General features: G+C 44.6%; 25 protein-coding genes. 15 read left to right on the top strand and 10 right to left on the bottom strand.

All coding sequences use genetic code 11. The annotated features are described in order from the left end of the window. Positions 1-135: 135 nt before the first annotated feature. Genes glmU through AC4JOV_RS02855 form a run of 7 tightly spaced genes read left to right on the top strand, consistent with a single transcriptional unit; the run spans position 136 to position 6,243 of the window. Complete coding sequence (glmU, locus tag AC4JOV_RS02885) at positions 136-1,428, top strand: bifunctional UDP-N-acetylglucosamine diphosphorylase/glucosamine-1-phosphate N-acetyltransferase GlmU (RefSeq protein WP_229936638.1); 1,293 nt, start codon at positions 136-138, stop codon at positions 1,426-1,428. Then, complete coding sequence (gene coaBC / locus AC4JOV_RS02880; protein ID WP_229936639.1) at positions 1,428-2,696, top strand: bifunctional phosphopantothenoylcysteine decarboxylase/phosphopantothenate--cysteine ligase CoaBC; 1,269 nt, start codon at positions 1,428-1,430, stop codon at positions 2,694-2,696. The genes glmU and coaBC overlap by 1 nt, the downstream gene beginning before the upstream one ends. Then, complete coding sequence (gene uppS, locus AC4JOV_RS02875; protein WP_229936640.1) at positions 2,689-3,375, top strand: polyprenyl diphosphate synthase; 687 nt, start codon at positions 2,689-2,691, stop codon at positions 3,373-3,375. The genes coaBC and uppS overlap by 8 nt, the downstream gene beginning before the upstream one ends. Further along, positions 3,376-4,110, top strand: a complete 735-nt coding sequence (locus AC4JOV_RS02870; protein WP_229936641.1) for a prepilin peptidase — start codon at positions 3,376-3,378, stop codon at positions 4,108-4,110. Continuing rightward, on the top strand, positions 4,103-5,122 hold the full coding sequence (locus AC4JOV_RS02865; RefSeq protein ID WP_229936642.1) for an LptF/LptG family permease: 1,020 nt from the start codon (positions 4,103-4,105) through the stop codon (positions 5,120-5,122). The genes AC4JOV_RS02870 and AC4JOV_RS02865 overlap by 8 nt, the downstream gene beginning before the upstream one ends. Next, a complete protein-coding gene (gene truA / locus AC4JOV_RS02860) occupies positions 5,122-5,844 on the top strand; it encodes a tRNA pseudouridine(38-40) synthase TruA (protein ID WP_229936643.1) in 723 nt (240 codons plus the stop codon). Before AC4JOV_RS02865 ends, truA begins: the two co-directional genes overlap by 1 nt. 24 nt (positions 5,845-5,868) lie before the next feature. Then, on the top strand, positions 5,869-6,243 hold the full coding sequence (locus tag AC4JOV_RS02855) for a c-type cytochrome (RefSeq protein ID WP_229936644.1): 375 nt from the start codon (positions 5,869-5,871) through the stop codon (positions 6,241-6,243). Positions 6,244-6,281: 38 nt separating this feature from the next. Here the strand turns inward: AC4JOV_RS02855 and AC4JOV_RS02850 are convergent, their stop codons facing one another. From AC4JOV_RS02850 to AC4JOV_RS02830, 5 genes are all read right to left on the bottom strand, one after another. Then, the gene (locus AC4JOV_RS02850; protein WP_229936645.1) at positions 6,282-6,941 is read right to left on the bottom strand and encodes a DUF2231 domain-containing protein; all 660 of its coding nucleotides are present in this window, start codon (positions 6,939-6,941) and stop codon (positions 6,282-6,284) included. Between the two features lie 67 nt (positions 6,942-7,008). Then, positions 7,009-7,443: a protoporphyrinogen oxidase HemJ gene (gene hemJ / locus AC4JOV_RS02845; protein WP_229936646.1), complete on the bottom strand. Its 435-nt coding sequence runs from the start codon at positions 7,441-7,443 to the stop codon at positions 7,009-7,011. After that, positions 7,443-8,987, bottom strand: coding sequence for an endonuclease/exonuclease/phosphatase family protein (locus tag AC4JOV_RS02840; RefSeq protein ID WP_229936647.1), 1,545 nt, complete (start codon positions 8,985-8,987; stop codon positions 7,443-7,445). Before AC4JOV_RS02840 ends, hemJ begins: the two co-directional genes overlap by 1 nt. A 106-nt stretch (positions 8,988-9,093) precedes the next feature. Then, entirely contained in the window at positions 9,094-9,531 is a 438-nt protein-coding gene (locus AC4JOV_RS02835) for a YidB family protein (protein ID WP_229938379.1), read from the bottom strand. A 10-nt stretch (positions 9,532-9,541) separates the two neighbouring features. Further along, positions 9,542-10,432 carry a CvfB family protein gene (locus AC4JOV_RS02830; RefSeq protein WP_491522178.1) on the bottom strand — a complete coding sequence of 297 codons (891 nt, stop codon included), beginning with the start codon at positions 10,430-10,432 and terminating at the stop codon, positions 9,542-9,544. A 94-nt stretch (positions 10,433-10,526) separates the two neighbouring features. On the opposite strand from AC4JOV_RS02830, the gene AC4JOV_RS02825 reads away from it, so the two are divergent. The 3 genes from AC4JOV_RS02825 (at position 10,527) to AC4JOV_RS02815 (ending at position 13,282) form a co-directional block, all read left to right on the top strand. Then, the gene (locus tag AC4JOV_RS02825; protein ID WP_229936649.1) at positions 10,527-10,985 is read left to right on the top strand and encodes a DUF6524 family protein; all 459 of its coding nucleotides are present in this window, start codon (positions 10,527-10,529) and stop codon (positions 10,983-10,985) included. A gap of 114 nt (positions 10,986-11,099) precedes the next feature. After that, entirely contained in the window at positions 11,100-12,386 is a 1,287-nt protein-coding gene (locus AC4JOV_RS02820) for a hypothetical protein (protein ID WP_229936650.1), read from the top strand. A 131-nt stretch (positions 12,387-12,517) separates the two neighbouring features. Continuing rightward, on the top strand, positions 12,518-13,282 hold the full coding sequence (locus AC4JOV_RS02815; protein WP_229936651.1) for an RMD1 family protein: 765 nt from the start codon (positions 12,518-12,520) through the stop codon (positions 13,280-13,282). A gap of 63 nt (positions 13,283-13,345) precedes the next feature. Here the strand turns inward: AC4JOV_RS02815 and AC4JOV_RS02810 are convergent, their stop codons facing one another. The 3 genes from AC4JOV_RS02810 to dsbD form a co-directional block, all read right to left on the bottom strand. Next, complete coding sequence (locus tag AC4JOV_RS02810; RefSeq protein WP_229936652.1) at positions 13,346-13,636, bottom strand: hypothetical protein; 291 nt, start codon at positions 13,634-13,636, stop codon at positions 13,346-13,348. Between the two features lie 18 nt (positions 13,637-13,654). Next, positions 13,655-14,161, bottom strand: coding sequence for a hypothetical protein (locus AC4JOV_RS02805; RefSeq protein WP_229936653.1), 507 nt, complete (start codon positions 14,159-14,161; stop codon positions 13,655-13,657). 74 nt (positions 14,162-14,235) lie between these two features. Next, positions 14,236-16,011, bottom strand: a complete 1,776-nt coding sequence (gene dsbD / locus AC4JOV_RS02800) for a protein-disulfide reductase DsbD (RefSeq protein WP_491522177.1) — start codon at positions 16,009-16,011, stop codon at positions 14,236-14,238. 144 nt (positions 16,012-16,155) lie between these two features. Here dsbD and AC4JOV_RS02795 point away from each other — a divergent pair, with 144 nt between their 5' ends. The 5 genes from AC4JOV_RS02795 to AC4JOV_RS02775 all read left to right on the top strand — a co-directional run bounded on the left by AC4JOV_RS02795 (position 16,156) and on the right by AC4JOV_RS02775 (position 20,740). Beyond that, a complete protein-coding gene (locus AC4JOV_RS02795; RefSeq protein ID WP_229936655.1) occupies positions 16,156-18,090 on the top strand; it encodes a thioredoxin domain-containing protein in 1,935 nt (644 codons plus the stop codon). Positions 18,091-18,155: 65 nt separating this feature from the next. Next, complete coding sequence (locus AC4JOV_RS02790) at positions 18,156-18,380, top strand: YgaP family membrane protein (RefSeq protein ID WP_229936656.1); 225 nt, start codon at positions 18,156-18,158, stop codon at positions 18,378-18,380. 91 nt (positions 18,381-18,471) lie between these two features. Next, positions 18,472-19,992 carry a DUF1538 domain-containing protein gene (locus AC4JOV_RS02785; protein WP_229936657.1) on the top strand — a complete coding sequence of 507 codons (1,521 nt, stop codon included), beginning with the start codon at positions 18,472-18,474 and terminating at the stop codon, positions 19,990-19,992. Then, a complete protein-coding gene (locus AC4JOV_RS02780; protein ID WP_229936658.1) occupies positions 19,989-20,354 on the top strand; it encodes a transcriptional regulator in 366 nt (121 codons plus the stop codon). The genes AC4JOV_RS02785 and AC4JOV_RS02780 overlap by 4 nt, the downstream gene beginning before the upstream one ends. Beyond that, the gene (locus AC4JOV_RS02775) at positions 20,348-20,740 is read left to right on the top strand and encodes a CBS domain-containing protein (protein ID WP_229936659.1); all 393 of its coding nucleotides are present in this window, start codon (positions 20,348-20,350) and stop codon (positions 20,738-20,740) included. Before AC4JOV_RS02780 ends, AC4JOV_RS02775 begins: the two co-directional genes overlap by 7 nt. Positions 20,741-20,742: 2 nt before the next feature. On the opposite strand, the gene AC4JOV_RS02770 is transcribed toward AC4JOV_RS02775, so the two are convergent. Together AC4JOV_RS02770 and AC4JOV_RS02765 are read right to left on the bottom strand one after the other, a co-directional pair. Continuing rightward, entirely contained in the window at positions 20,743-21,948 is a 1,206-nt protein-coding gene (locus tag AC4JOV_RS02770; protein WP_229936660.1) for a sensor histidine kinase, read from the bottom strand. Then, positions 21,905-22,561, bottom strand: coding sequence for a response regulator transcription factor (locus AC4JOV_RS02765; RefSeq protein ID WP_229936661.1), 657 nt, complete (start codon positions 22,559-22,561; stop codon positions 21,905-21,907). Before AC4JOV_RS02765 ends, AC4JOV_RS02770 begins: the two co-directional genes overlap by 44 nt. Positions 22,562-22,612 lie beyond the last annotated feature (51 nt).

Below are 22,612 nucleotides of genomic sequence, written 5' to 3'. Positions count from 1 at the left end.
CGTAACTCTTACCATAAAGCCCACACGAGCCGCACTCTCCAAAATGTTTACATATCACTTCGATGCCTTTAAATTAATTCGATATAATCACGTAATTATTAAATTTTATGTAATTCTATCAAAAAGGGGTATAAGATGTCTATCAGTGTAGTCATACTAGCAGCAGGACAGGGGACCAGGATGAAATCCTCAACCCCCAAAGTCCTTCATACAATCTCTGGAAAGCCAATGCTCTTCCACGCGATAGATGCTGCACAAGAGATATCCACTGATATCACTGTTGTACTCTACCACCAGGCAAAACGTATTCAGGAGGAGATAGAAGCAGTCTATCAGGGGATACAGTTCCACATCCAGGATGCTGAGCAGTTCCCTGGTACAGGCGGAGCGATGAAAGGGGTAAAGACCCGATATGAGCGTACCTTGATCCTCAACGGTGATATGCCCTTGATCACCAAATCTTCACTTGAAGCATTGACTGCGGGTGATGCAGAGATCAATATGTCTGTCATCAGACTTGAAAACCCGAGTGGATACGGCCGGGTGATCATCGAAGAGGGGAATGTCCATGAGATCGTAGAACAGAAAGACTGTACCCCCGAACAGCTTTTGGTACAAAATGTGAATGCAGGCGTCTATGCAGTCAACAGTGAGCTTCTGGAGCGCTATATCCCGAAACTCAACAACAACAATGCACAGGCAGAATACTATCTGACTGATATCATCAAAATGGCAGTGGAGGAAGAGAGAGTCGTACACCCTGTCTTTGTCGCAGAGGAAGAGTTCAAGGGGGTCAACTCCAAGCTTGACCTGTCACATGCCGAAGAGATCATGCAGACACGTATCCGAAACCACTGGATGAGAGAAGGGGTCATTATGCGACTGCCTCAGACGATCTTTATCGATGCACGTGCTACATTTGAGGGGGAGTGTACCCTTGAAAACGGTGTATCCATTCTTGGAGCCTCCAGACTGAAAGAGGCGCATATCAAAGCAAATTCTGTGGTCGAAGATGCGGTGATCGAAGCGTCATCCGTAGGACCGATGGGACGCGTAAGACCGGACTCTCTCCTCAAACATACCCATATCGGTAACTTTGTAGAGGTGAAAAAATCTACACTTGAGGGTGTCAAGGCCGGACACCTTGCCTATCTCGGTGATGCCACCATCGATAGCGGGACCAATATCGGTGCGGGAACGATCACCTGTAACTATGACGGAAAGAAGAAGTATCAAACCAAGATCGGTAAAAATGTCTTTATAGGCTCCGATACGCAACTGGTAGCTCCCGTTACGATCGAAGATGATGTACTTATCGCAGCAGGAAGTACCATTACAAAAGATGTTGCCAAAGGTGAACTTGCGATGTCGCGTACACCGATGAAGACGATCAAAAACTTCTTTTACAGATTCTTTGGAGAGAAATAATGCAACTCAATCTAAAAGGCAAAACCATTCTTCTCGGAGTGACAGGAAGCATCTCGGCCTACAAGGCCTGCGATATCGCCAGACTCTTTGTCAAAGCCGAAGCGGATGTACATGTAGTCATGACACCTGCTGCTGAACGTTTTGTCTCGGCGCTTACCTTTGAAGCGCTCACACGTAACCCGGTACTTACAGAGAGCAGTGAAAGCTGGAGCAGTGAGCTCAACCATATCGAGATCGGGAAAAAGTGTGATGTATTTGTGATCGCACCCGCAACGGCAAACACGATCAACAAACTGAGCAAAGGGATCGCGGACAATATCCTCACGCAAACAGCTTTGGCTTATGCTAAAGAGATCGTCGTGGCACCGGCAGCCAATACAAAAATGCTCAGCAACCACTACACGACCGGTTCTATCAAAATGCTCAAACTCAATGACTATACGATCGTTGAACCGCAAGAGAAACTGCTTGCCTGCGGAGATACCGGAAGCGGTGCGCTGGCGGAGCCGAATGAGATCTTCTATGCTGCGGCAAAAGCCCTTATGCGAGAGCCTTTCTGGGAAGACAGACGTGTGGTTGTAACAGGAGGGGGAACACGGGAGAAGATCGATGAAGTGCGTTACCTCAGTAACTTCTCTTCTGGGAAGATGGCCAACGCCATTGCACTGAGCCTCTATCTTAAAGGTGCCGATGTCTGCTACATCACCTCTACCGGAAATGAAGGATTGCCTCAGGATATCTACACGATAGATGTAGAGAGTACAGAGGAACTCCTTGACTATACCCAAGATGCGCTGCGCGTGGCAAAAAAAGGAAAAATGAGCAGAGCCAGCCTCAATACGCCTGATGCTATCGAACTGATCCAAAAGAGACCCTATCTTTTCATGGTGGCGGCAGTCTCGGACTACACACCGAAATTCCCTCAGAACGGAAAGATGAAAAAAACCATGTTGGGAGAAGCGTGGAGCATTGAGCTCAAGCAGACCCCGGATATACTCTCCTCACTCAACAAAGACGGGGTGACAGTAGTCGGCTTTAAAGCAGAGATGGATGCGCAAAACGGTCTTGCAAATGCGCAAGGTCTCTTGGAACAAAAAGAGATCGATGCAGTCTGCTACAACCTGCTTAAAGATGCGGGAAGTTTCGGAACCCCGGACAATGAGATCACGTTTATCACCAATACCGGTACAACAGACCTGGGTAAAGCGGATAAACTCACCCTCGCTGATAAGATCCTGACCCATGCAGAAGGTCTTGTGAATGAATAGTCTTCCGCTAAAACACCTGGCGATCATCATGGATGGCAACGGCAGATGGGCGAAAGAGCGTGGGCTAAAACGTGTCAAGGGGCATGAAAAAGGCGCCGAGATGATCCGCGGGATCACTACCTATTGTGCGACACACGAAACCATTGAGACTGTCACCTTCTATGCCTTCAGTACAGAAAACTGGAAACGCCCCAAAATGGAGGTAGAGTTTTTAATGAAACTGCTTGACAGATACCTTCAAAATGAGCTGGATACCTACCAGGAGCACGGTGTACGTTTTCAGGCTATCGGTAATCTCTCTCAGTTCTCTACAGCACTGCAGAAGCGGATCAAGAAAACGGAAGAACTGACCCGGAACAATACCAAGCTTACACAGGTTCTTGCACTCAACTACGGAGGCCGTGCGGAGATCACTGACACGGTCAACCGATTGATCAAAGAGGGAAAAACCGAGATCACGGAAGAGGATATCTCTTCTCACCTGCAGACACCCTACAGTGACATAGATTTCCTGATCCGTACAAGCGGTGAAGAGAGAATTTCCAATTTCCTTCTTTGGCAGATCAGTTATGCGGAGTTCTACTTTACCCCTACCTTATGGCCGGACTTTACTCCAGATGAACTGGATACGATATTAACTGACTACAAACAACGTGCCAGACGTTTTGGAGGTGTCTAAATGGAGTTAGCTGTTACGCTCATGGTCTTTATCTTCGGTATTATGATAGGTTCATTTTTAAATGTTGTGATCTACCGTATCCCAAAAGGTGAGAATATCGCCTTTCCTGCATCCCGATGTCAAAGCTGCGGAACACCGCTTAAGTGGTATCACAATATACCTCTCTTCTCCTGGATCGCTCTGGGAGGAAAATGTGCATTTTGTAAAGAGAAGATCTCTGCCCAGTATCCTGTGGTAGAGTTTCTTACCGGAGTCATATTCTTAGCACTCTATTTTAAACTCGGTCTTGTTTGGTATCTTCCGTTTGTAGCCGCTTCCTTTGCCGCACTCTTTGCATTGGTCGTGATAGATTTCGAATATATGGCCGTACCTGACAATGTCAACTTTACAGCATTGGCCTTCGCTTTGGTCCAACCGGACTTTGTGAATGCAGCGCTCTATGCTGTGATCGCGGCAGGAGGGCTCTATCTGATAGGTCTGCTCTCCTCTCTTATCGCCAAGCGTCAGGCCATGGGAGGTGCAGATGTCATCGTTGCCGGTACGATGGGTGCCCTGCTTGGTTTTCCCGGCTTTTTTGTCGCGATCTTTCTCTCAGCGATCCTGGCTATCATACCTGCACTCATCTGGAGAGAAAAAGGGGTACCCTTTGTACCTTTTTTGGCCCTGGCAACACTGATCACCTATCTTTTTGATACACAGGCAGCCGATCTTCTGGAGCTGATCATCTATGGTTAATATCAAAGGGTATCTCTCATCCAATTTCACTAAGTCATTTTTGACGATATTCTTACCTATCTACCTGATCGTATCGCTGGTCTTTCTTATTAAGATCTCTTCACTGACGGTGAAGATCAATCTTACCTTTTATGAACTCCTTAAACTCTATATGCTCTCTCTTCCCGAGATCGTTTTCTATACCTTACCTATCTCTTTTATTACTGCGCTATCGAATGTCCTGGGAAGACTCTCCCAGGACAATGAACTTATGGCACTGCATGCCTTGGGGATTAACGCAAAGTCGGTAGTGAAAAACTTTTTCTCGCTGGCGCTTCTCTTCTCTATGCTCCTGCTCTCCATCGCTTTCATTTCCATGCCTTTGGGTGTACAGGCCTACAATGCGTTTAAAGCAGAAAAAAGAGCCGAAGCAAGTTTCAATATCATTCCTGGAAAGATCGGTCAAAAGTTCGGAGATTTCTATATCTATGTCAAAGACAAAAACGATAGCTCCTTTCAGAATCTTGTCATCTATAACCAGACAGGCGAAGGGGAAGAACAGTTTTTCAGCTCCCAAAAGGGTGCACTGCTTCATGAAGAGGGGAGAATGATGCTGAAGCTTAGCGATGGCTACGGCTATACCTATACTGAGGAAAAACTACAAGAGGCTCAGTATAAGGAGTTAAAGGTCTATGATCAAAATAGAGAAGAGGTCTATGAGTTTAGAACCGTTTTATCTTACTGGATGCAAGCTGCAACCGACAAAAAGAGAATGCACAAGGCACTCTTCAACCTCTTTATAAGTCTTATCCCACTCTTGTCGGTCTATCTCATTGCATCGTTTACCATCATCAATCCAAGGTATCAAAAGAACCATACGATACTGACAACCTTTGTTGTCATATTTATACTCTACCTGATCGCTTCGGCATTTCAGAAAAACGGTAACCTGATCCTTCTGTTGATTATCAGTGCGATCTTATGGCTTTCGGGTAGATGGCTCTTTGAAAAGCGCGTATCAAGGTATTTTTAGTGCGTGTTAAAGCAGTAATCACCTATGACGGCAGTGCATTCTTTGGATTTCAGAGACAGAAAAGCACCAAAGAGACTGTCACTTCAGCGATCGAAGATGCACTGAAATCCTTGAAGATCGATTCAACCATTACGGGTTCTGGCCGTACCGACAGAGGCGTCCATGCGACCGGACAGGTGATACACTTTGACCTCCCCTCCTACTGGCGTGACCTGGAAAAACTCAAACTTAACCTCAACCGTAAATTAGATGCCATTGCCATCAAGCACATTGCAAAGGTTGACGATCATTTTCATGCAAGGTTCAGTGCGAAAAAACGTCTCTACCGCTATCTCTTCAAAACAGAGGCCCCTTCTATCTTCGAGAAAAAATATATCTCAACTTATGAACCCTTCGATCCGGCACTGCTCCAAAAAGCTCTGAATTGTTTTATAGGCGAGCACGATTTCAAATACTTCCATAAAACAGGCAGCGATACACATACCACGGTCCGTTGTATCTATCAGGCCAGATACCGGAAAATAAACCACTATCACTTCATCTACTTTGAGGCGAACGGTTTTTTACGTTCACAGGTAAGGATGATGATCGAGAGTGCGATGCAGTGTGCCAAAGGTCAGATGCAACTCTCCGAGCTTCAAGAGCAGATAGAAGGGATAAAAAGATACACACATAGACTTGCCCCTCCTGAAGGACTTTACCTCGCAAGAATACTCTACTAAGCTCCTTTCAATATAATAACAAACATGAAACATATACTCTTATTGACAATCATAATCTTATCACTCACGGCTGAAGAGCTTAGCCAAGCAGAAAAAGAGGAGATGAAACAACTCTATCTTCAAAATGCCTGCAACTCCTGTCATGGAAACTATGGAGAAGGTATGGGGGCGTCACCAAAACTGCAAGGGTTGAAAGAGAAGGTGATACTAAAACGCCTCAATGACCTGCAGGAAGGAAAGACGCGAACTGCTTTTGGAACGATTATGATCTCTTTTGCACAATCACTCACCCCGGAGCAGACGCGTCTTATGGCAAAATATCTTGCAAACCTTGAAACAAAAATTCCGGAAGAGAGATATGATATAGAATTTACAGTGGAGGGAGATGGCGGCTCATAAGCCTGCCATCCCGTTTTGACAGGGACCGTATCAGGCCTTTATTCAGCCGCTTCCGTCTCGTCTGTCTCGTCTGTTGTTTCAGTAGTCTCTTCTACCGCATCCACAGGCTCAGAAGCTTTTGCTTTCAGAGACTCAAGCTCTTCTGTTTTAGCTTCCAGCTCTTCTTCAAGCTCATCACGTTCTTCTTGTAGATCAAACTTCTCGTCATCTAGTGTCTGCACCATCTCTACATTTGCGCCGAACTCATAGACAAGTTCTCCACCCTCTTTACCTTGTTTGAGCACCCCTGCTACAAAGAGTGCAAGAATCAACAGATAAAATGCTTTTGCAAGTCCGTTGGACATGATCATTTGAGCCAATTTAAACAGAAGCACAATGCCTGAGAACAACATAATATACGTACCCAACAGTTTGTGCTCTTTCAGCTCTGACTGTCCCATTTCATTCAATAAAGGATAGGCCTCTTTACCATCCACACTTCCTGTCAGATAGGCGCCGATCGCGGCAATCACCATAGCGATCACCAAAAAGAGAGAGAGTACAGAGAGAGATCTTTTCTTTATAAACACGTTAATAAACTCTATCAGTAAAACCACTATCGGCAGTGCTATAGCAAAATGATCTACCGGCGGGTGAAGTAACACCGGGATATCAAACGGAAGATCTATATTCGGTATGGAAATAGCTGGTAAATTCATACTTGTAATCCTTTAAAATTAATTTTAGTTATTCTAACATAAGAAGGTTAAAGTGTACCCTACTACGTTAGAAAGGTTTAACTACGACAAAGATTACGATACCCATCATCAACAATGTCGGCACTTCATTATAAAAACGATAAAACTTGCCAGGTCTATAGCCTGGGTTCTCTATCAGTCTCTTACGGTGCACTTCTAATGAAAAATGATACGTAACCAGGAACAACACAAAAAGCAGTTTTGCATGCATCCATCCTCCACTTTGAAAAATAGAAGGATTGAGATAGAGCATGAATGCTCCTGAAATGATCGTCGCCCACATCGCAGGTGTTCCGATATACTTGAAAAGCTTGTACTCCTGTATCTGTACGACCTCAATAAATCCTTTGTTCTCAGCATTTTCACTATGATAGACATAGAGCCTTGGCTGATAAAAAAGCATCGCCATCCAAGAGATAAAACTCATCACGTGAAATGCCAAAATCCAATGATAAAATGCCATCACTTCTCCATTACAGTAAAATCTTTAGGGCTATACACCACTAACTGTAGATGCTTATAATACCCTAGATGGGCATAGGCTATCTTTAGTTTAGCACCATTTGGAGGGGTCTGTTTTCTTTTTTTGAAATAGATAGGAATTTTTCTTCCGGCAGTATAAAAGTATCCCTCTCGGTAGACCCCTGTGATATCCTTGAAAAATTCATTTTGACGCATAGCCTGCGGTTTTTGAAGATCATCCTGTGTCAGATAATAGTTGGAGAGATCCTGTGAAGCTTTCTCTTTCACTATATAGACATGGGTCACTTCTTTGAGCCCGTTGTAGGATTTGATCCCGCGTACGAGGAGATCATACCGCTTCCCCTCCTCAAGTCTATTCGCACATCCGTAAAGAAATATCCCTCTTCCCTCTACGCTCTGTTTGATCAATGCATTGCCCCGTTCTTTCCATAGGACTACGGCATCTTCAAGCACGATTTCCCGGGATAGCGCCTCTACACTATAAAGGTACTCTATCGGCTTTACTTCTCTTTTTAAGAGAGCATTTACCGCTTTACTTTGCTGATACGGCTTCGTATCAAAGAGCGCATAGATTGGCAGATGGTCAGAGTATCCTCTGCCTGTATGGTTTCCCTTTTTATACTCCCAGCGGTTGATATATCCACGTTTTGTAAAGAGATAATTTTGTCTAAACACCCCGAATGATCCATCGACGTAATTGACCCCTTTTGTATCCATCATTGCATGAGACAGAAGGATATGATCGGGCGTTCCCTTCCTACCGTAAAACTTGGTATTCCACCGTTTATCAAGTTCAAGTTCACCCCAGAGCGTATAGTGCAAAGCACTCTCTTTAAATAGCCGTGACCTCTCATCTGTAGTCTCTAAGATATGATGCAACCCTGTTTTACCCTCTGTATCATTGATGCCTCTTTCAAGAGATAATGCCGCATCATAGTCGGTATTGAAATCCCCCAGCACAATATATTCGACTCCTTTGGGTAAAGCCTTGAGACGTTTTTGCAGTGCTCTGGCATAAACCATCCGCTTACTCTCCCAACCTTCCCGTGAACGTGATTTCCAATGGTTGACAAAGAGATGTAGAGGATAATGTTGGACCTCAACCACCGCTTCAAGGATATTCCTCACACCAGAAGCACTGCTGACCTCTATCTCTTTCACCGATGTGATAGGAAAACGTGAAATCAGCCCGACCTGTACCGCTACCCCTTTTTTATGGGTAATCGCTGCGTAGCGGTACGCACATCCAACCTCATCCAGTTTTTGTTGCAATGCACGAAGCACATGCTCATTTTCAATCTCTTGAAGCCCCAGTATATCTGCATTCAGGTCGCAGATCACCTCTGCGGTATGGTTGAGCTTGATATTTACGATGCGTCCTGTCCAGTGATGTTTTGAGGTATACTCTTTATACTCGGTACCGTTATAGGTTGCATCAAAAATATTTTCCACATTATAGGTGGCGACCTTAAAGGGTTTTGCGAAAAGTAAAAAAGGTAAAAAAAGTAGAAAAAAAATACGCATCTCTATCCCCTCTATGCCGGTATCAACTCCTCTCTGGAAGAGGATACCCGATAGGGATATTGTAGCGTAGAAAAATAGATAGGATAAAAATATCCCAAAGTGTCATTTATCGGAACATCTTGCTAAGCATTTCCATAGATCCGTGTGAGCTACTTGCTTGTCCCATCATCTCATCAACGATCGAATCCGACCCGCCTGTAGCCTGATCCACAACTTTTGGAAGTGCCTCTGCCAGTGCAGATGTGGCACTCTCCTCAGAGATACCAAGCTCGCCGGCAAACCTGCTTACTCTCTCCTCACCAAGCAGGGTTACGACCTGCTCAGGGAGGATCGGTAGGTTCGCTCCGTTTCCCATCCATGAATTGATAATCTCACTTAACCCGCTTTTTGAGAGCCCGATCATGATAGCACTCAGATCAAGCGTTCCCTCTTTATTGGAAAGCATATGTGCCAGTGCATTGGCGATCTGGTCTATATCCACTCCTGTCGTTGCACTCTCACTGCCCGCCTCGATGCATTTTGCTGCTGACCTGAAAAGATCCATAAGTTCCACGTTATTCTCCTTCCTTCACTTTTAAAATGCTCTCTTCCGTGAGCTTGATTTTGTTTTGTTCCAACAGTGCGGTCAAGGTGCGTTTGAAATTTTTCTTACTCATGCCAAAAACCTTCTTGATCTCCTCGGCATCACTTTTATAGGTAAAAGGCATCTCTCCGCTGTGGGCTTCAAGTTGCTCCAGGATTTTTTGTTCCCCCTCGTCCACCTTCGCCTTTTTTCCGATAGGCTGCAGGCTTAGATCAAGTTTCCCGTCTTTACGTACCGTTTTGATATAGGCTTTTTTACGGTCACCGATTTCGATCTTCTCAAAGATCTCATTGGCAAAGAGCATCCCTTCATACTGGTTATCCGCTACAACCTTGTATCCTAACGGCGTTTTAGCGATCACCACTACATCCAGTTCTTTGTTTTGATGCAGCCCCTTCATACTTCTATTGAAGTACTGACCGATCTTCTGTGTCCCGTAAAGCCTGCCTGTCTGTTCATCCAGGCAGACACGAAGGATATACTTTTTACCGATGTTGAAATACTCTTTTTGCTGAGAAAGTGGCACAAAGAGATCTTTGGGGAGTCCCCAGTTGACAAAGGCACCGTAAGACTTATAGTCCACTACAGTAAAGTATCCGTACTCACCGAGCTTTGCATAAGGCATTTTTGTTGTCGCTACAGGTCTATCCTCGCTGTCTGTATAGATAAAGACATCAATGAGTGCACCCATAGGCATCTCATCTTCCATCACATAGACATTGGGAAGCAGTACCTCATCCAGGTCCCCTGCAGCCAGGTAGAATCCATAGTCTGTGTCACGTTCTACTTTGAGTGTGTTAACTTCACCGATCTTGATATGTTGATTTTGTGTTTTTGGAGTCATTGTGTTATTCCGTTTCATTGTCTCGTGTTTCTCACACGATCTGTTTTTGATATTATAGCTAAAAACTATCTTTTGCTATAATACTTGAAATTCGTATCAACAAGGGGAAATAATGCTTCCGGGCTTTCTTACAAAAACAGCCAAAACAAAAACAGGAAAAGAGGTAACCTACCTTCAGTGGTGGGTGACACTGCTGATGTCACTGACTCTCGCGATCGGCACATGGAATCCAAGCGGATATCACTTCGTTCACTATATCTCTAATGTCGACAATATCCTTTCAGGCTTCAACCCTTTTGGTATCCTTATCATGCTGGCACTCTGGCTGCTTGCGATCAAATCGATCTTCCAAAGCCTGAAACTCTACGGTGCGATCCTTACAGCGATCATTATCGCTGCATTTATCTGGGGGCTCCAGGAGTACGGTCTCATCAATGTAGCTGACTTTGAACAGGCCGGCTGGGCTGCAACGATCGCTATGGGACTACTCATCTGGTTTGGTCTGACAGCTTCTATCATATGGAAGAAACTTACCGGAGTCTATACGACCGACGCTACAGAAGAGGAGTAATACTCGCACAACAAGGTGCATCCTGGCTGCAGGAAACAGCATGGAGTGTATCCCTTGCTTTATCATCCATATTGAGTCAACCTAAACCATAAAGTTAATCATCCTAAAGTATAAATGAAACGACGATATATCGCTCTGCTTGCCATTACCATTCCAACTATAAGTATGTGGATACTCAAACAGCTCCACCCCATTTCATACCAGTGGATTATGGGCTATATGGTTGCCGTAGCCCTCGTCTTTAAAGGGAGTATTCTCTCACTCTGGTTCGCTTCCAAACTCAAACTACTCTCTTTTCTTAAAGGGCTGACACTCCTACAAGGCATGATACTCCTTCTTAAACGCTGGTTCTTTGACAGTGTGCTTACTGCCTGGATAAAAGAAAACATTATTGACCATCTTGTCGATGCACTGCATGAGATCAAAGCCTTCTACCTGAAACTGAACCTCAAAGCCAAGCTAAAAAACCTTTTTATGATCCTATTCGGTGCGTTGATCTTCGGATGGGTACTGCACCTGTTGGGCTACCTGGACAACGTTCTGCTTTTTGCCGAGGCCAAACTGATCATAGAGAGTCTTCTCAAGGCGATATTAACCTTCTTTGGAAAAGCCCTTGGCTGGGTGATCGCATGGCTAACCACATCATGGCTGGCCCCGCTCATCGAAGTCTTTGCTCTCTCGTACGTTCTCTCTCTGCTCGAAAAGTGGTTTGGACCGGACAACTTCCTCTCCCGTTTTTTCAACTACCTTGGGGACAAGATCAATGTGCTTCTTTACTATGCAGGCATTCTCAAACGCAAACATATCGACCCCATGGTAGAGTGCAGAGTGGTCTCCAACTCCAAAAAGGCCGGAGAGAAGCTCTCTCTGATGATACGCAATAAGAAGATACAGGAGGAATACCGTTATTTCGAACGGTTTGAAAATATTATCATGAAGGGGCATATCGATGCCTACCACTCTTTCAAGGGGATGGAAGAAATCACGGATAAAAAAGCGCTTTACAAACGTATCAACCAAAAAACCAAAGACAATATCGATATCGTTGCTTACGCCTCCCGCAACGCTTTGGGAATTTTACTGGAAGAATCTGTCGAAGATACCTTCTACCATGATATCTTTTTACTGGAAAGTTTTGCCAGCCACCAGGAGCATGGCGTCAAAGTCTATGATGAACCCGCAGACCCCAACCATATCGATCATACAGACTTCTGGGTACTCAATACCAGCCAGTTTCCGGTCATCATAGGCAGTGAAAGCAACAACTTCGAACGGGAGTGTATCTTCCCCAACGGACTGAGACTGATCAAAACAAAAGATCCATTTAGTTACTCGGACCATGATGTCTACTGTGAATATGAAGGGGTAAGGGTAGCCGTGACACCTGTAGAGAGAGAATAGGCCTGAAAAAAGCGTTTTAAAATGTTCTGCAAATCATTCAGATTTACTATATAATTACCGATCGAGAGTTGTAAATCTATGCTATGATAGTCACTATTATTTATCTTTAAAAAGCAGAAAAGAGCAGTCAAATGGGTATGATACGAACCTATAAGTTCTCTGAGAGTTTTCACTACAAAGAGATCTTACAAAATGCGATTGAGGCCTTTCGGGCAAAAGTGCTGAAAGATGCCGTTATCATCGAAAAAGATGGCGGATATGCATTTATCTTCAAACATGGTATTGCGATACTATGGGATATAGAGGATGAAGCGTTCTTTCTCAAAAAGCTTTCATCTTCTTCGGTATCCTGCAAGATCTCAGAAGAGCTCAACTTCCAACCCTCAACGGCCCAACCTATCAAGATAGAGATGGATACTGTCTATCTTGACAAGCTGGATGAACTGACACTGCTCGCTGTCTCCTTTGCCATAGCCCAGTCGATCAAACTTGATGAATTTGAAGGTGCTATGGTAGAGAGCTTGAGAGAAACAGAACATATCCCCAAAGAACTGGCACAATACGGTAAGGTATCGATGAAACGTAAAGAGATTGCCAAAGAGAGAGGACGGCTTTTCCTTACAAAGTCCCGTATCTATCTCCACTTTGAGCTGCTTGATACCCCTGAGTTTTTCTGGGAATATCCCGAACTTGAAACCTACTACCTGGCTACAAGAAAATACCTTGAGATACAGCCGCGTATCGAGATACTCAATCGCAAGTTGAATATACTGCAAGAGATTTTAGGCATCCTCGCAGATGAACAGCATCACAAGTACTCAAGCCTTTTGGAGTGGATCATCATTATCCTGATCGCCTTTGAGATCGTTATCTTTATTATCAATGATCTACTCTGAGAGAGAGATAGTTTAGATACACTCAACTATCCAAAAACAGAGTGTTTTAATGAGGTTATTTCACTAATTCTTCAAGCCAAAAAAGAGATTTTTCAACATATAAAGCAGCATCAAAACAGCACCTACCTCATACCCTACAAGCCATGTGACAGGATAAGGGATATCCGAAAGGATATAAAAAATACCCTCCCCTATGGTGAAGAGAAAAAAAAGCAATCCAAGCACATAGGGAACTAAAATCGTATAGATCACCAGAAAATGCTTCTCATACCCCCGAGGAAAGAGAGATAAGAGATCTTTCATATCACTTCCAGACTCAGCGTTTGATCTATTCTTCACATCGTTATCTGCCACTTCTCACCTCATCTATTTTCATACTGATCTCCAATGGAACCATACAATAAAGAGTACCATTGCCAAAACAATCATCAGATGTATCACAAAATCGGGCTGGTGCAACGCACTTTTTCTCCCGGCCAACTTCTTCAGTGTAGAGAATGTCTCTTTTTTCTCCTGAACTGAAGGGAGTTTCCTATCATCCGGAATCCCCAGTTCAGCAAGAAGCGTAGTGAATATCCCTTCGGCATACATCAGTGCTTCACTGTTTATCTGTTCGATAAATGCTGCTATCTGTTCTGTTCTCTCTTCTGCGGCAGTTTTATGCATCAGTGCTTTTCGTTTCAATGTATCCTGCAAGCGGTTGGAGAGAAAAAATATTTTCGAGTTTCTATCGATTGTTTTAGAGAGCGTGGGATCTGAGAGAACTTCATTGGAGAGCTGCGTGATGTGAGACTCTAACAGCTCATTATACGATACTCTGTCCTTACACAGGGAGAGCTCTTTTTTTAGTAAATTAATTTTCTTCTTGATCTTTTCCACTTCAAATCTCGTATAGTATCATTAGATCTATTCTAACAGAATATGACGCTTTCTCTAAAATAGTCTATTAAAATCTACTCTATCTCATTCAGATGAGCGGTAAATTGCTCAGGCGGGACAAACCCCGTCAGACTTTTTTCCGGCAGATAGTTGTTGTCCTTGTCAAAAAAGATGATATTCGGTGTACCGAAGAGCCCATACTCTTTGAGCAGGGCCTTGTCATCATCAGTATTCGCAGTCAAGTCAATCTGGATAAAGGTAAAACGCTTCATCGCTTCCTGAACTTTCGGGTCAGGAAATGTGATCTCTTCAAGCTCTTTACATGCCGTGCATGAGTCCTTGCCAAAATCCACTACCACAGGCTTCTGGGATGCTGCGATTTCAGCTTGAAGTCTTGCAACACTGTATCCCAGGTGTGAAGCCTTATCTTCTTCCACAACCGCCGATGATGCAACCGATGTGACTGTGGCAGAGGTGAACTTCTCAAATGGCCTGAACATAGAGTTGGCTCCGCTTAAGGCTCCGATGAAAAGAGAAGCACCGTAGAGCAGGAAGAGAAGCGCAAGTACTCTAAAGAGCTTCATCGCCCCTTCCCCCTCTCTGTTCTCAAAGACACCCATATAGATCGCTGTTCCCATAAAAAGCAGTGACCAGAGCATCATCGTCATACCGTCAGGCAGGATACGTGAGAGCATAAAGATCGCCAGAGCAAGCATCATCACACCAAAGCTCTGAGAGACCTTGGTCATCCAACCGCCCGGGCGCGGCATAAACTTACCTGCCCCCAGCCCGACAAGCAGCAACGGCATCCCCATACCCATACTCATCACAAAGAGTGCCGCTCCGCCAAGCAGGGCATCCCCGGTATGAGAGATAAAGAGTACGGCACCGGAGATCGGTGCAGCAGTACATGGACCGACAATCAGTGCAGAGAGTGCCCCCATGATCGCAGTCCCTATGATCCCTTTACCCTGTGCATCATCACTCGCTTTACTCAACTTGGACTGGAGAGAAGCAGGCAGCCCGATCTCGTAATATCCAAAGAGAGAGAGTGCCAGCGCCACAAAGACACCTGCAAACGTTGTGAGTACCCAAGGATTTTGCATCGCTGCCTGCAGGTCTGCACCCACGAGTCCTGCGACAAGCCCGACAATCGTATAGGTCATTGCCATCGCAAGGACATAGATAAATGAGGTAAAGAAAGCCTTGGCCATACTTGGTTTCTCTTCACCCCCCTGCTGGGATACAATGATCGAAGAGAGGATCGGGATCATAGGGAAAATACACGGAGTCAGAGAGAGCAGCAATCCAAAGATGAAAAAGAGAAAGAGCACAAAAACAGAACTTTCATTGATCAGCACATCCACGATCTTTGCGGCATTTCCCTCTTTGGAGAGTTTGGCGATCTTCTCCCAGACACCCAGTTCTTTACCTTTGAAGGGATAGCTCTTTACGATAGGGGAGTAGCACAATCCCGCATCTGAACATCCCTGGAACTCTACACTGAAGGTATAGTCTCCTGAGATCTGGGAAGTGATCTGTTCGAGAGGAACAGCAACCTTCACTACTCCTTTATAGATCATCTCGCCGTCCAGCTCTTCGGCTTTGGGAAGCACAGGTTTGAGTATCACCTCTTTATCCCCTTTTACCATGAACTTCATCGACGCTTCATAGATATGAATCTTATCAGCCATAGTCAGTGTCGATACAATCTGCTCACCTTCCTGTACCACCTCAACTTTAAATGCCTCATCGGGAGACAAAAACTTCTGTTTCTTCAATGCCGATTGAAAACCGCCGAACATCAAAGAACTAAAAAATACACTCAGTAGAAGTAACTTTTTGACCATATTCACCATTTTTTCTCTTTAAAACACAAATTTTTTACTATTCTATAGTACACTATGTGTATAAGGTGTGTAACCCTGCACATAAAGATATTGCAGTGATTTTATCCAAAATTGAATTTAACATAGCTCAAATAAGGTTGAATAATGGCGAATCATCTCCAAAATGAATACTCCCCTTACCTACAACAACATGCAGAAAACCCTGTAGATTGGTACCCCTGGGGAGAAGAAGCTTTTCAAAAAGCACAAAAAGAAAATAAACCGATCTTTCTCTCCATCGGCTACAGTTCCTGTCACTGGTGCCACGTGATGGAGCGTGAGTCGTTTGAAAATGAAGCCACAGCCAAACTCCTCAACAGACACTTCATCTCTATCAAGGTGGACCGTGAGGAGCGTCCCGATATCGATAAACATTTTCAGGAGATCTATCAGTTGATGAACGGACGTCCGGGAGGATGGCCCACCTCCATCTTCCTAAGTCAGGATCTCAAACCTATCTACTCGGCAACCTATATACCGGATGAACCAAAATACGGCATGATGAGCTTCAGTTCACTCCTGGAAGTGATCACAGAGAAGTATCAAACAGAAAAAAATCTGCTGATCGAAAAAGCCGATGAGATACTGGGCTTCATCAACTCCCGAAAAGAGAAGATCCAGGCAACCCGTATGGATGAGAGTATTATTTCCCGTTTTATCGATCAGGCAAAACAACTCTTTGACGATAAAGACGGGGGATTCAACAAGGCACCGAAATTCCCGCAAACCTCTCTTCTCAAGCTTCTCCTTGATCTGCACCGTATCACAGGGGATAGAGAAGCGCTTCAGATGGCGACACACTCGTTGACCTCTATGGCAAAAGGCGGACTGAGGGACCTGGTAGACGGAGGTTTCTGCCGATACAGCACCGATGATCAATGGCTCATACCGCATTTTGAGAAGATGACCTATGACAATGCCCTGCTCAGTGAGCTCTATCTTAAAGCCTATCATACCACAGGTGATGATTTTTATCAAAAAGTAGCCTTTGAGACCCTTGATTTTATGCTTGAGAAGATGAGCGAAAAAGGGCTATTTTACTCGGCAAGCGATGCCGATACGGAAGGTGAGGAGGGGAAATATTTTGTCTACTCCTATGAAAAAGCACTCAAATCCTTCAAAAAGGCGGGGATCCCTGAGGAGGCACAGGATATCCTGGCAAAAGCACTCCATATCACAAAAGAGGGTAACTTCGAAGGGAAAAACATCATACGTGTAGAGGACCCGGTCCATATCGATACCCCTTACTACAATGAAGCGATTGAAGCACTTAAAAAACGCAGGGAAGAGAAGCATCTTTATCCGTTTATCGATAAAAAAATCCTGGTTTCATGGAATGCGATGATGATCAAGTCCCTCTTTCAGGCCGGACGTATCGAAACACGTTATTTGGAGCAGGCGAAAAACTCTCTTGATGCCCTCTTGGAGAGTATGTATATCCACTCTCAGCTCTTTCACTCTACCCTGATTGGGAAGGAACCCAAGATCCATGCCTTCCTGGAAGATTATGCCTACCTGGCCGATACCCTTATCGAAGCCTACAAAAGTACACTCGATGAAGTCTATCTTATCACTGCGACCAAGCTTGCGAACAATGCGATAGAGAAGTACTACAACAACGGCTTGTGGAAATTCTCAAGAGGAGAGTTTGAGACAAGCGCCGATATCTATGACAGCTCTTACCCCTCTGCGATGGCTGTGATGCTCAACGTACTCCACTCACTCTCCTCTCTGGTAGACAGTGTCTATAAAAAGTTTGTCTTTAAATCACTGGAGATACACTCCTATGATATCATGAGGCAGCCGATCTCTTCACCGATGATGAGTTCAATGGTAGTACGCTATCTCAAAGATGACATCATTATCAAAGCGCCGGAAGAGAAACTCCTGGAGAATGCTTCGAGAGTCGATAGTATCACCTACCCTTTCACCTATATTAAAAATGATACCAACGACGGATTTATGATCTGTAATTCAAACAGCTGTTTTGGACACGAGAAGAACTTCGATGGACTTTTACACTATCTGAACAAAAGATAGTACTTGCTACACAGAGAAACCACACTGCAACACTATACTGCTCCTATATGCAAGAGGAGTTGAGTATGCAATGTAATATGGGAAAAACTGACCGTATCATCAGAACGGTTTTAGGAGTCGCTCTGCTTGGTTGGGGTGTGATGAACAGCTGTATCATCGCCGATATAGTCGGTGTACTTTTACTGATCACTGCAGCCATTGGATGGTGCCCGCCTTATGCACTGCTGGGCATCAATACCGGTTGTGACATTGAGAAAAAAGAGAACAAAGATCAGCCAAAAGAGCACTAAAAGGTTACCGTTTCACGTTTGGCAATAAAAAGTCGTGATTTAGGAAGCAATTAAATCTCTACCGTGGGTTGCAAAAGATATAATTACACCCATGATAAAAGAAAGTATGAAAATATTCGGTGGAGATCTTAAAAACTCATTTAAAGATCTTATCCCTATTATTCTTGTTGTTGCGTTTTTCCAGGTAGCGATCATTCAGGCGATGCCGGACAACCTCTTATCCATTGTGATAGGGCTGAGCATTGTTGCCGTAGGATTGGCGCTCTTTATACGGGGTCTGGAGCTGGGAATTTTCCCTGTCGGAGAGAATCTTGCTACGGACTTTGCCAAAAAAGGGTCTACCTTCTGGCTCCTTCTGTTCGCCTTTACGATCGGCTTTTCTACCACTGTTGCAGAGCCGGCACTCATTGCCATAGCAGAGAAAGCTGCTTCTATCAGTGATGGAAAGGTCGATGCCTTCTTTCTGCGTATGACGGTTGCACTCTCCGTAGGATTTGCCATCGCACTGGGTACACTGCGTATTTTGCTGGGACACCCGATCCACTACTATATTATTACAGGGTATGTACTGGTCGTTGCCGTGACTTTTTTCGCACCGCCGGAGATCATCGGGCTTGCATACGATAGCGGTGGTGTCACAACCTCTACTGTGACCGTGCCACTCGTCGCAGCACTGGGTATCGGTCTGGCATCAAGTATCAAAGGGCGTAACCCTGTGATCGACGGCTTCGGTCTTATCGCTTTTGCTTCATTGACCCCTATGATCTTCGTACAGGTTTATGGGATTATCGTCTATGCGATGGCTGATGCGGCACCTGCAGCGGTTGAAGGCATCACCGCTGCTATCGAGGGAACTAAAACGGCCACGACAGCCTATGCATTCAACCTTAAGGAAACCCTTCTTGAACTGGTAGGCGTCGTCAAAGATGTTGCTCCGATTTTGGCGGTGATCTTTTTCTTCCAGTATATCATTATCAAAAAACCGGTTGCCCACCTGCATAAGATCGCTACGGGGATCGTCATGGTTATCTTGGGGCTCTATGCCTTTATCGTGGGTCTGGAAATGGGGCTTTTCCCAATCGGCGAGACGATTGCATTCCAGCTGACTGCAATGAAAAATAATCTGCTGATCTACCTCTTTGCCTTTTTGATCGGATTCTCTACGACGATGGCTGAGCCTTCACTGCTTGCGATCGCCATCAAAGCCGAAGAGATCAGTAACGGTAGTATCAAACAGATGGTTTTACGTGTTGCCGTCGCGATCGGGGTAGCTGTGGGGATCGCACTGGGTGCCTACCGTATCGTCGCGGGGGATCCTATCCATTACTATATTATCATAGGATATATCTTTGTTATCCTCATGACACAGTTTGCCCCACGCTATATCATCCCGATTGCCTATGACAGTGGCGGGGTCACAACCTCTACGGTCACCGTACCTCTTGTTGCGGCACTGGGGCTGGGACTGGCGGAAAATATAGAGGGGAGGAACCCGCTCATCGACGGATTCGGGCTGATCGCATTTGCATCACTCTTCCCGATGATCACAGTGATGGGTTATGGTATCATAGCACAATACAAGCAAGCTAAAACAGAAGGAGAAACAGTATGAAGTTCAGCGCGTTGATTACGGTCATTCAGGATAATGATGAAGAGAGAGCGATAGAAGTTGCAAAAGAGTCCGGAGCAGGATCTGTCACGATCCTGCATGGGAAAAATATCGGTCTCAAAGAGAAAAAGGTCTTCTTTGGCCTTACCCTTGAAGAGAATGTCTCCGTACTCCTCTTTGTCCTTCCACGAAAACTGACCATGAAGGTGATGCGGACCTTGAGGGAAGAGTTTGACCTGGACAACCCGGATAATTCGGGCATGGCTTTTACCCTCCCTCTTACCCATGTTGCAGGCCTGGATACAAATGAGTTACATCAATTTGAAGACAACATCAAAACTATGTTAGGAGGAATTCAATGTTAACCAAAGATATCATGACACCCGTAGAAAAGCTTGTAAAGATCTCACCGATGGCTTCGGTCAGGGAAGCACTGCAATTGATGAAAGAGCACAAAGTACGTTCTGTCATCGTAGAGAAAACTTCACCTCATGGTGCTTACGGTCTTGTGACATTTAAAAATATTCTTCAAAGTATTGTCGCTGAGGATGGTGATATCGACCTGCTCAATGTCTATGATATCGCGGCGACACCGGCATTCTCCGTCTCATCCCAGCTTGATGTCAAATATGCTGCCAGAATGATGGTACAGCACTCTATCAAACGTATGCTTGTCACGGACAACAATGAACTTCTTGGCATCATCACGATGACCGATATCATCGGTATTCTGATGAACAGTGTCGAGTAAAACTACCGTTTCCCTTCTTTTGGGAAAGTCAGGATGAAGGTACTCCCCTCTCCTACTTTGGAAAGAAGGTCTATCTTGATACTGTACCTTTTACAGATATCCAGTACGATACTTAGACCGATACCGAATCCTCCCCGCTCCTTATTGGCTCTTTCATAACGCTTGAAGATGTCTGCCTGTACTTGATGGGGCATACCGATCCCCGTATCCTGGACTTTGAGAACCCTCTCTTTCAGTGAAATCATAATGCTGTCGCCGACATCGGAGTATTTGATCGCATTCGAGAGTAGATTGTCGATCAGTCTCTCAGCTGACCGTTTGGCTATCATCATTGTATAGGGTTCGGTATCTACTTTCACTTTTAACCGTTTTGCCTCGATCAGCTCTTTCATCAGCTCTATACGTTCTGAGACTACCTTATCCAGCCAAATCGCTTCATCCGGTTCCTCTTTCCCTTCCAGTCTATAGGTCAAAGAGCTGTACATCATACTGAGCCGCTGGGCACTTGCTTTCAGCCTCGCTATCTTCTTCTCTTCCACGCTGGTAAGAGACTGTATCGTCATGAGGATGGCAGAGATAGGTGTATTGAGCTCATGTGTGGTATCGGAGATAAAGCGGTCAAGTGCTTCGATCTGTTCACGGACAGGCTGCAAAAAAAGCCGTCCCAGAAAATACCCTACGATCCCCATAAGGATAAAAGAGAGCACCAGGTAGGAGATGATACGTATACGGAGTGCTTGCAGGATTTTGGTCAATTCATTCTCTTTGAGAACGATATAGCGTACACCAAGGTGTTCACTGTAATCCTCAACAACCGTATAACAGCTATTATCCTGCATGAAAAATGTCTCATCAAACTTTTTAAAATTTTCGATGGTTGTATAGAGGGCTTCATAATTGCTGTCATAATACCCTACAGAAAAACGGCACAGGTCCAGCTTTTCCAGATACTCGATGACATCCAGCTCATCCATCTCCTCAGACGTTCTCATCGCCTTCATAATGATCTCCGAGGAGAGCATACGCCCCTGATACATCATCTCGAACTTCATCGCACTGATCATCGATGAACGGTTATTCTCAAAAAAAAGATAACCGATGATAGCGAGCAGTGCAAATACCGACCCCAGATAGAGTGCCAAAAAGCGAACGAGTGAACTACGTTCATACGATGTTAAAACGATAACCCTCTCCTTTAATGTTGTCAAAATACTCTTTTTCACTTAAGAGTTTACGCAGATTTTTAATGTAGGTACGGATCGTGGCATGTGTGGGAAGATGTTCCTCCTCCCACACATTCTCGATGATCTCATCACAGGAGATAATCTTGCCGCTGTTTCTGATAAAATACTCCAAAACCTGTGCCTCTTTCTGCCTCATCTCTATGGTGGTATCACCAATGATGATCTGATGTGCCTTGGGGATGAACTTCATACCGTCAAACTCTATCTCCTCCTGCAGACGGTAGATTTTCATGATATGCTCAATACGTGCATTCAACTCTTCCAACTCGAAAGGTTTTTTCAGGTAATCATCCGCTCCCACTTCAAACCCTTTTTTCAGGGCATCGATATCTGCAAGGGAAGTGATATAGATAGCTGGTGTCGTATTGCCTATATCCCGCAAATATGCAAGTATCTCAAACCCATCAATATTCGGGACATTCACATCAAGCAGTAACAGGTCATACGAACCTGTACCTATCGCATCAAGCGCTTTCTCACCATCAAAAAAACTCTCGACCTCATACCCTTTTTCAACCAAAAACTCTTCTATGATCTCTTGGAGTATGACATCATCTTCAAGTAACAGTACTTTCATGACACTTCTTTACGTTGGAATCATTTATTGTACCATAGCAAACGTACAATA

It is taken from the genome of Sulfurovum sp. MH2-6 (assembly GCF_058374785.1).
The sequence above is the reverse complement of the archived record's forward strand: the minus strand, read 5'-3'. Positions and strand labels throughout refer to the sequence as shown.

Excerpts from the sequence above, each read along its gene's own strand:
- AC4JOV_RS02835 (WP_229938379.1), bottom strand. The coding sequence starts at position 9,531 with ATGGATCTTTTCAGGTCAGCAGCAAAATGCATCGAGGCGGGCAGTGAG.
- AC4JOV_RS02785 (WP_229936657.1), top strand. The coding sequence starts at position 18,472 with ATGATAAAAGAAAGTATGAAAATATTCGGTGGAGATCTTAAAAACTCA.
- AC4JOV_RS02865 (WP_229936642.1), top strand. The coding sequence starts at position 4,103 with ATGGTTAATATCAAAGGGTATCTCTCATCCAATTTCACTAAGTCATTT.
- AC4JOV_RS02830 (WP_491522178.1), bottom strand. The coding sequence starts at position 10,432 with ATGAAACGGAATAACACAATGACTCCAAAAACACAAAATCAACATATC.
- AC4JOV_RS02840 (WP_229936647.1), bottom strand. The coding sequence starts at position 8,987 with ATGCGTATTTTTTTTCTACTTTTTTTACCTTTTTTACTTTTCGCAAAA.
- AC4JOV_RS02795 (WP_229936655.1), top strand. The coding sequence starts at position 16,156 with ATGGCGAATCATCTCCAAAATGAATACTCCCCTTACCTACAACAACAT.
- AC4JOV_RS02765 (WP_229936661.1), bottom strand. The coding sequence starts at position 22,561 with ATGAAAGTACTGTTACTTGAAGATGATGTCATACTCCAAGAGATCATA.
- dsbD (WP_491522177.1), bottom strand. The coding sequence starts at position 16,011 with ATGGTCAAAAAGTTACTTCTACTGAGTGTATTTTTTAGTTCTTTGATG.
- AC4JOV_RS02815 (WP_229936651.1), top strand. The coding sequence starts at position 12,518 with ATGGGTATGATACGAACCTATAAGTTCTCTGAGAGTTTTCACTACAAA.
- AC4JOV_RS02850 (WP_229936645.1), bottom strand. The coding sequence starts at position 6,941 with ATGAATTTACCAGCTATTTCCATACCGAATATAGATCTTCCGTTTGAT.
- glmU (WP_229936638.1), top strand. The coding sequence starts at position 136 with ATGTCTATCAGTGTAGTCATACTAGCAGCAGGACAGGGGACCAGGATG.
- hemJ (WP_229936646.1), bottom strand. The coding sequence starts at position 7,443 with ATGGCATTTTATCATTGGATTTTGGCATTTCACGTGATGAGTTTTATC.
- AC4JOV_RS02780 (WP_229936658.1), top strand. The coding sequence starts at position 19,989 with ATGAAGTTCAGCGCGTTGATTACGGTCATTCAGGATAATGATGAAGAG.
- AC4JOV_RS02825 (WP_229936649.1), top strand. The coding sequence starts at position 10,527 with ATGCTTCCGGGCTTTCTTACAAAAACAGCCAAAACAAAAACAGGAAAA.
- AC4JOV_RS02870 (WP_229936641.1), top strand. The coding sequence starts at position 3,376 with ATGGAGTTAGCTGTTACGCTCATGGTCTTTATCTTCGGTATTATGATA.
- AC4JOV_RS02775 (WP_229936659.1), top strand. The coding sequence starts at position 20,348 with ATGTTAACCAAAGATATCATGACACCCGTAGAAAAGCTTGTAAAGATC.
- AC4JOV_RS02790 (WP_229936656.1), top strand. The coding sequence starts at position 18,156 with ATGCAATGTAATATGGGAAAAACTGACCGTATCATCAGAACGGTTTTA.
- AC4JOV_RS02855 (WP_229936644.1), top strand. The coding sequence starts at position 5,869 with ATGAAACATATACTCTTATTGACAATCATAATCTTATCACTCACGGCT.
- coaBC (WP_229936639.1), top strand. The coding sequence starts at position 1,428 with ATGCAACTCAATCTAAAAGGCAAAACCATTCTTCTCGGAGTGACAGGA.
- AC4JOV_RS02820 (WP_229936650.1), top strand. The coding sequence starts at position 11,100 with ATGAAACGACGATATATCGCTCTGCTTGCCATTACCATTCCAACTATA.
- uppS (WP_229936640.1), top strand. The coding sequence starts at position 2,689 with ATGAATAGTCTTCCGCTAAAACACCTGGCGATCATCATGGATGGCAAC.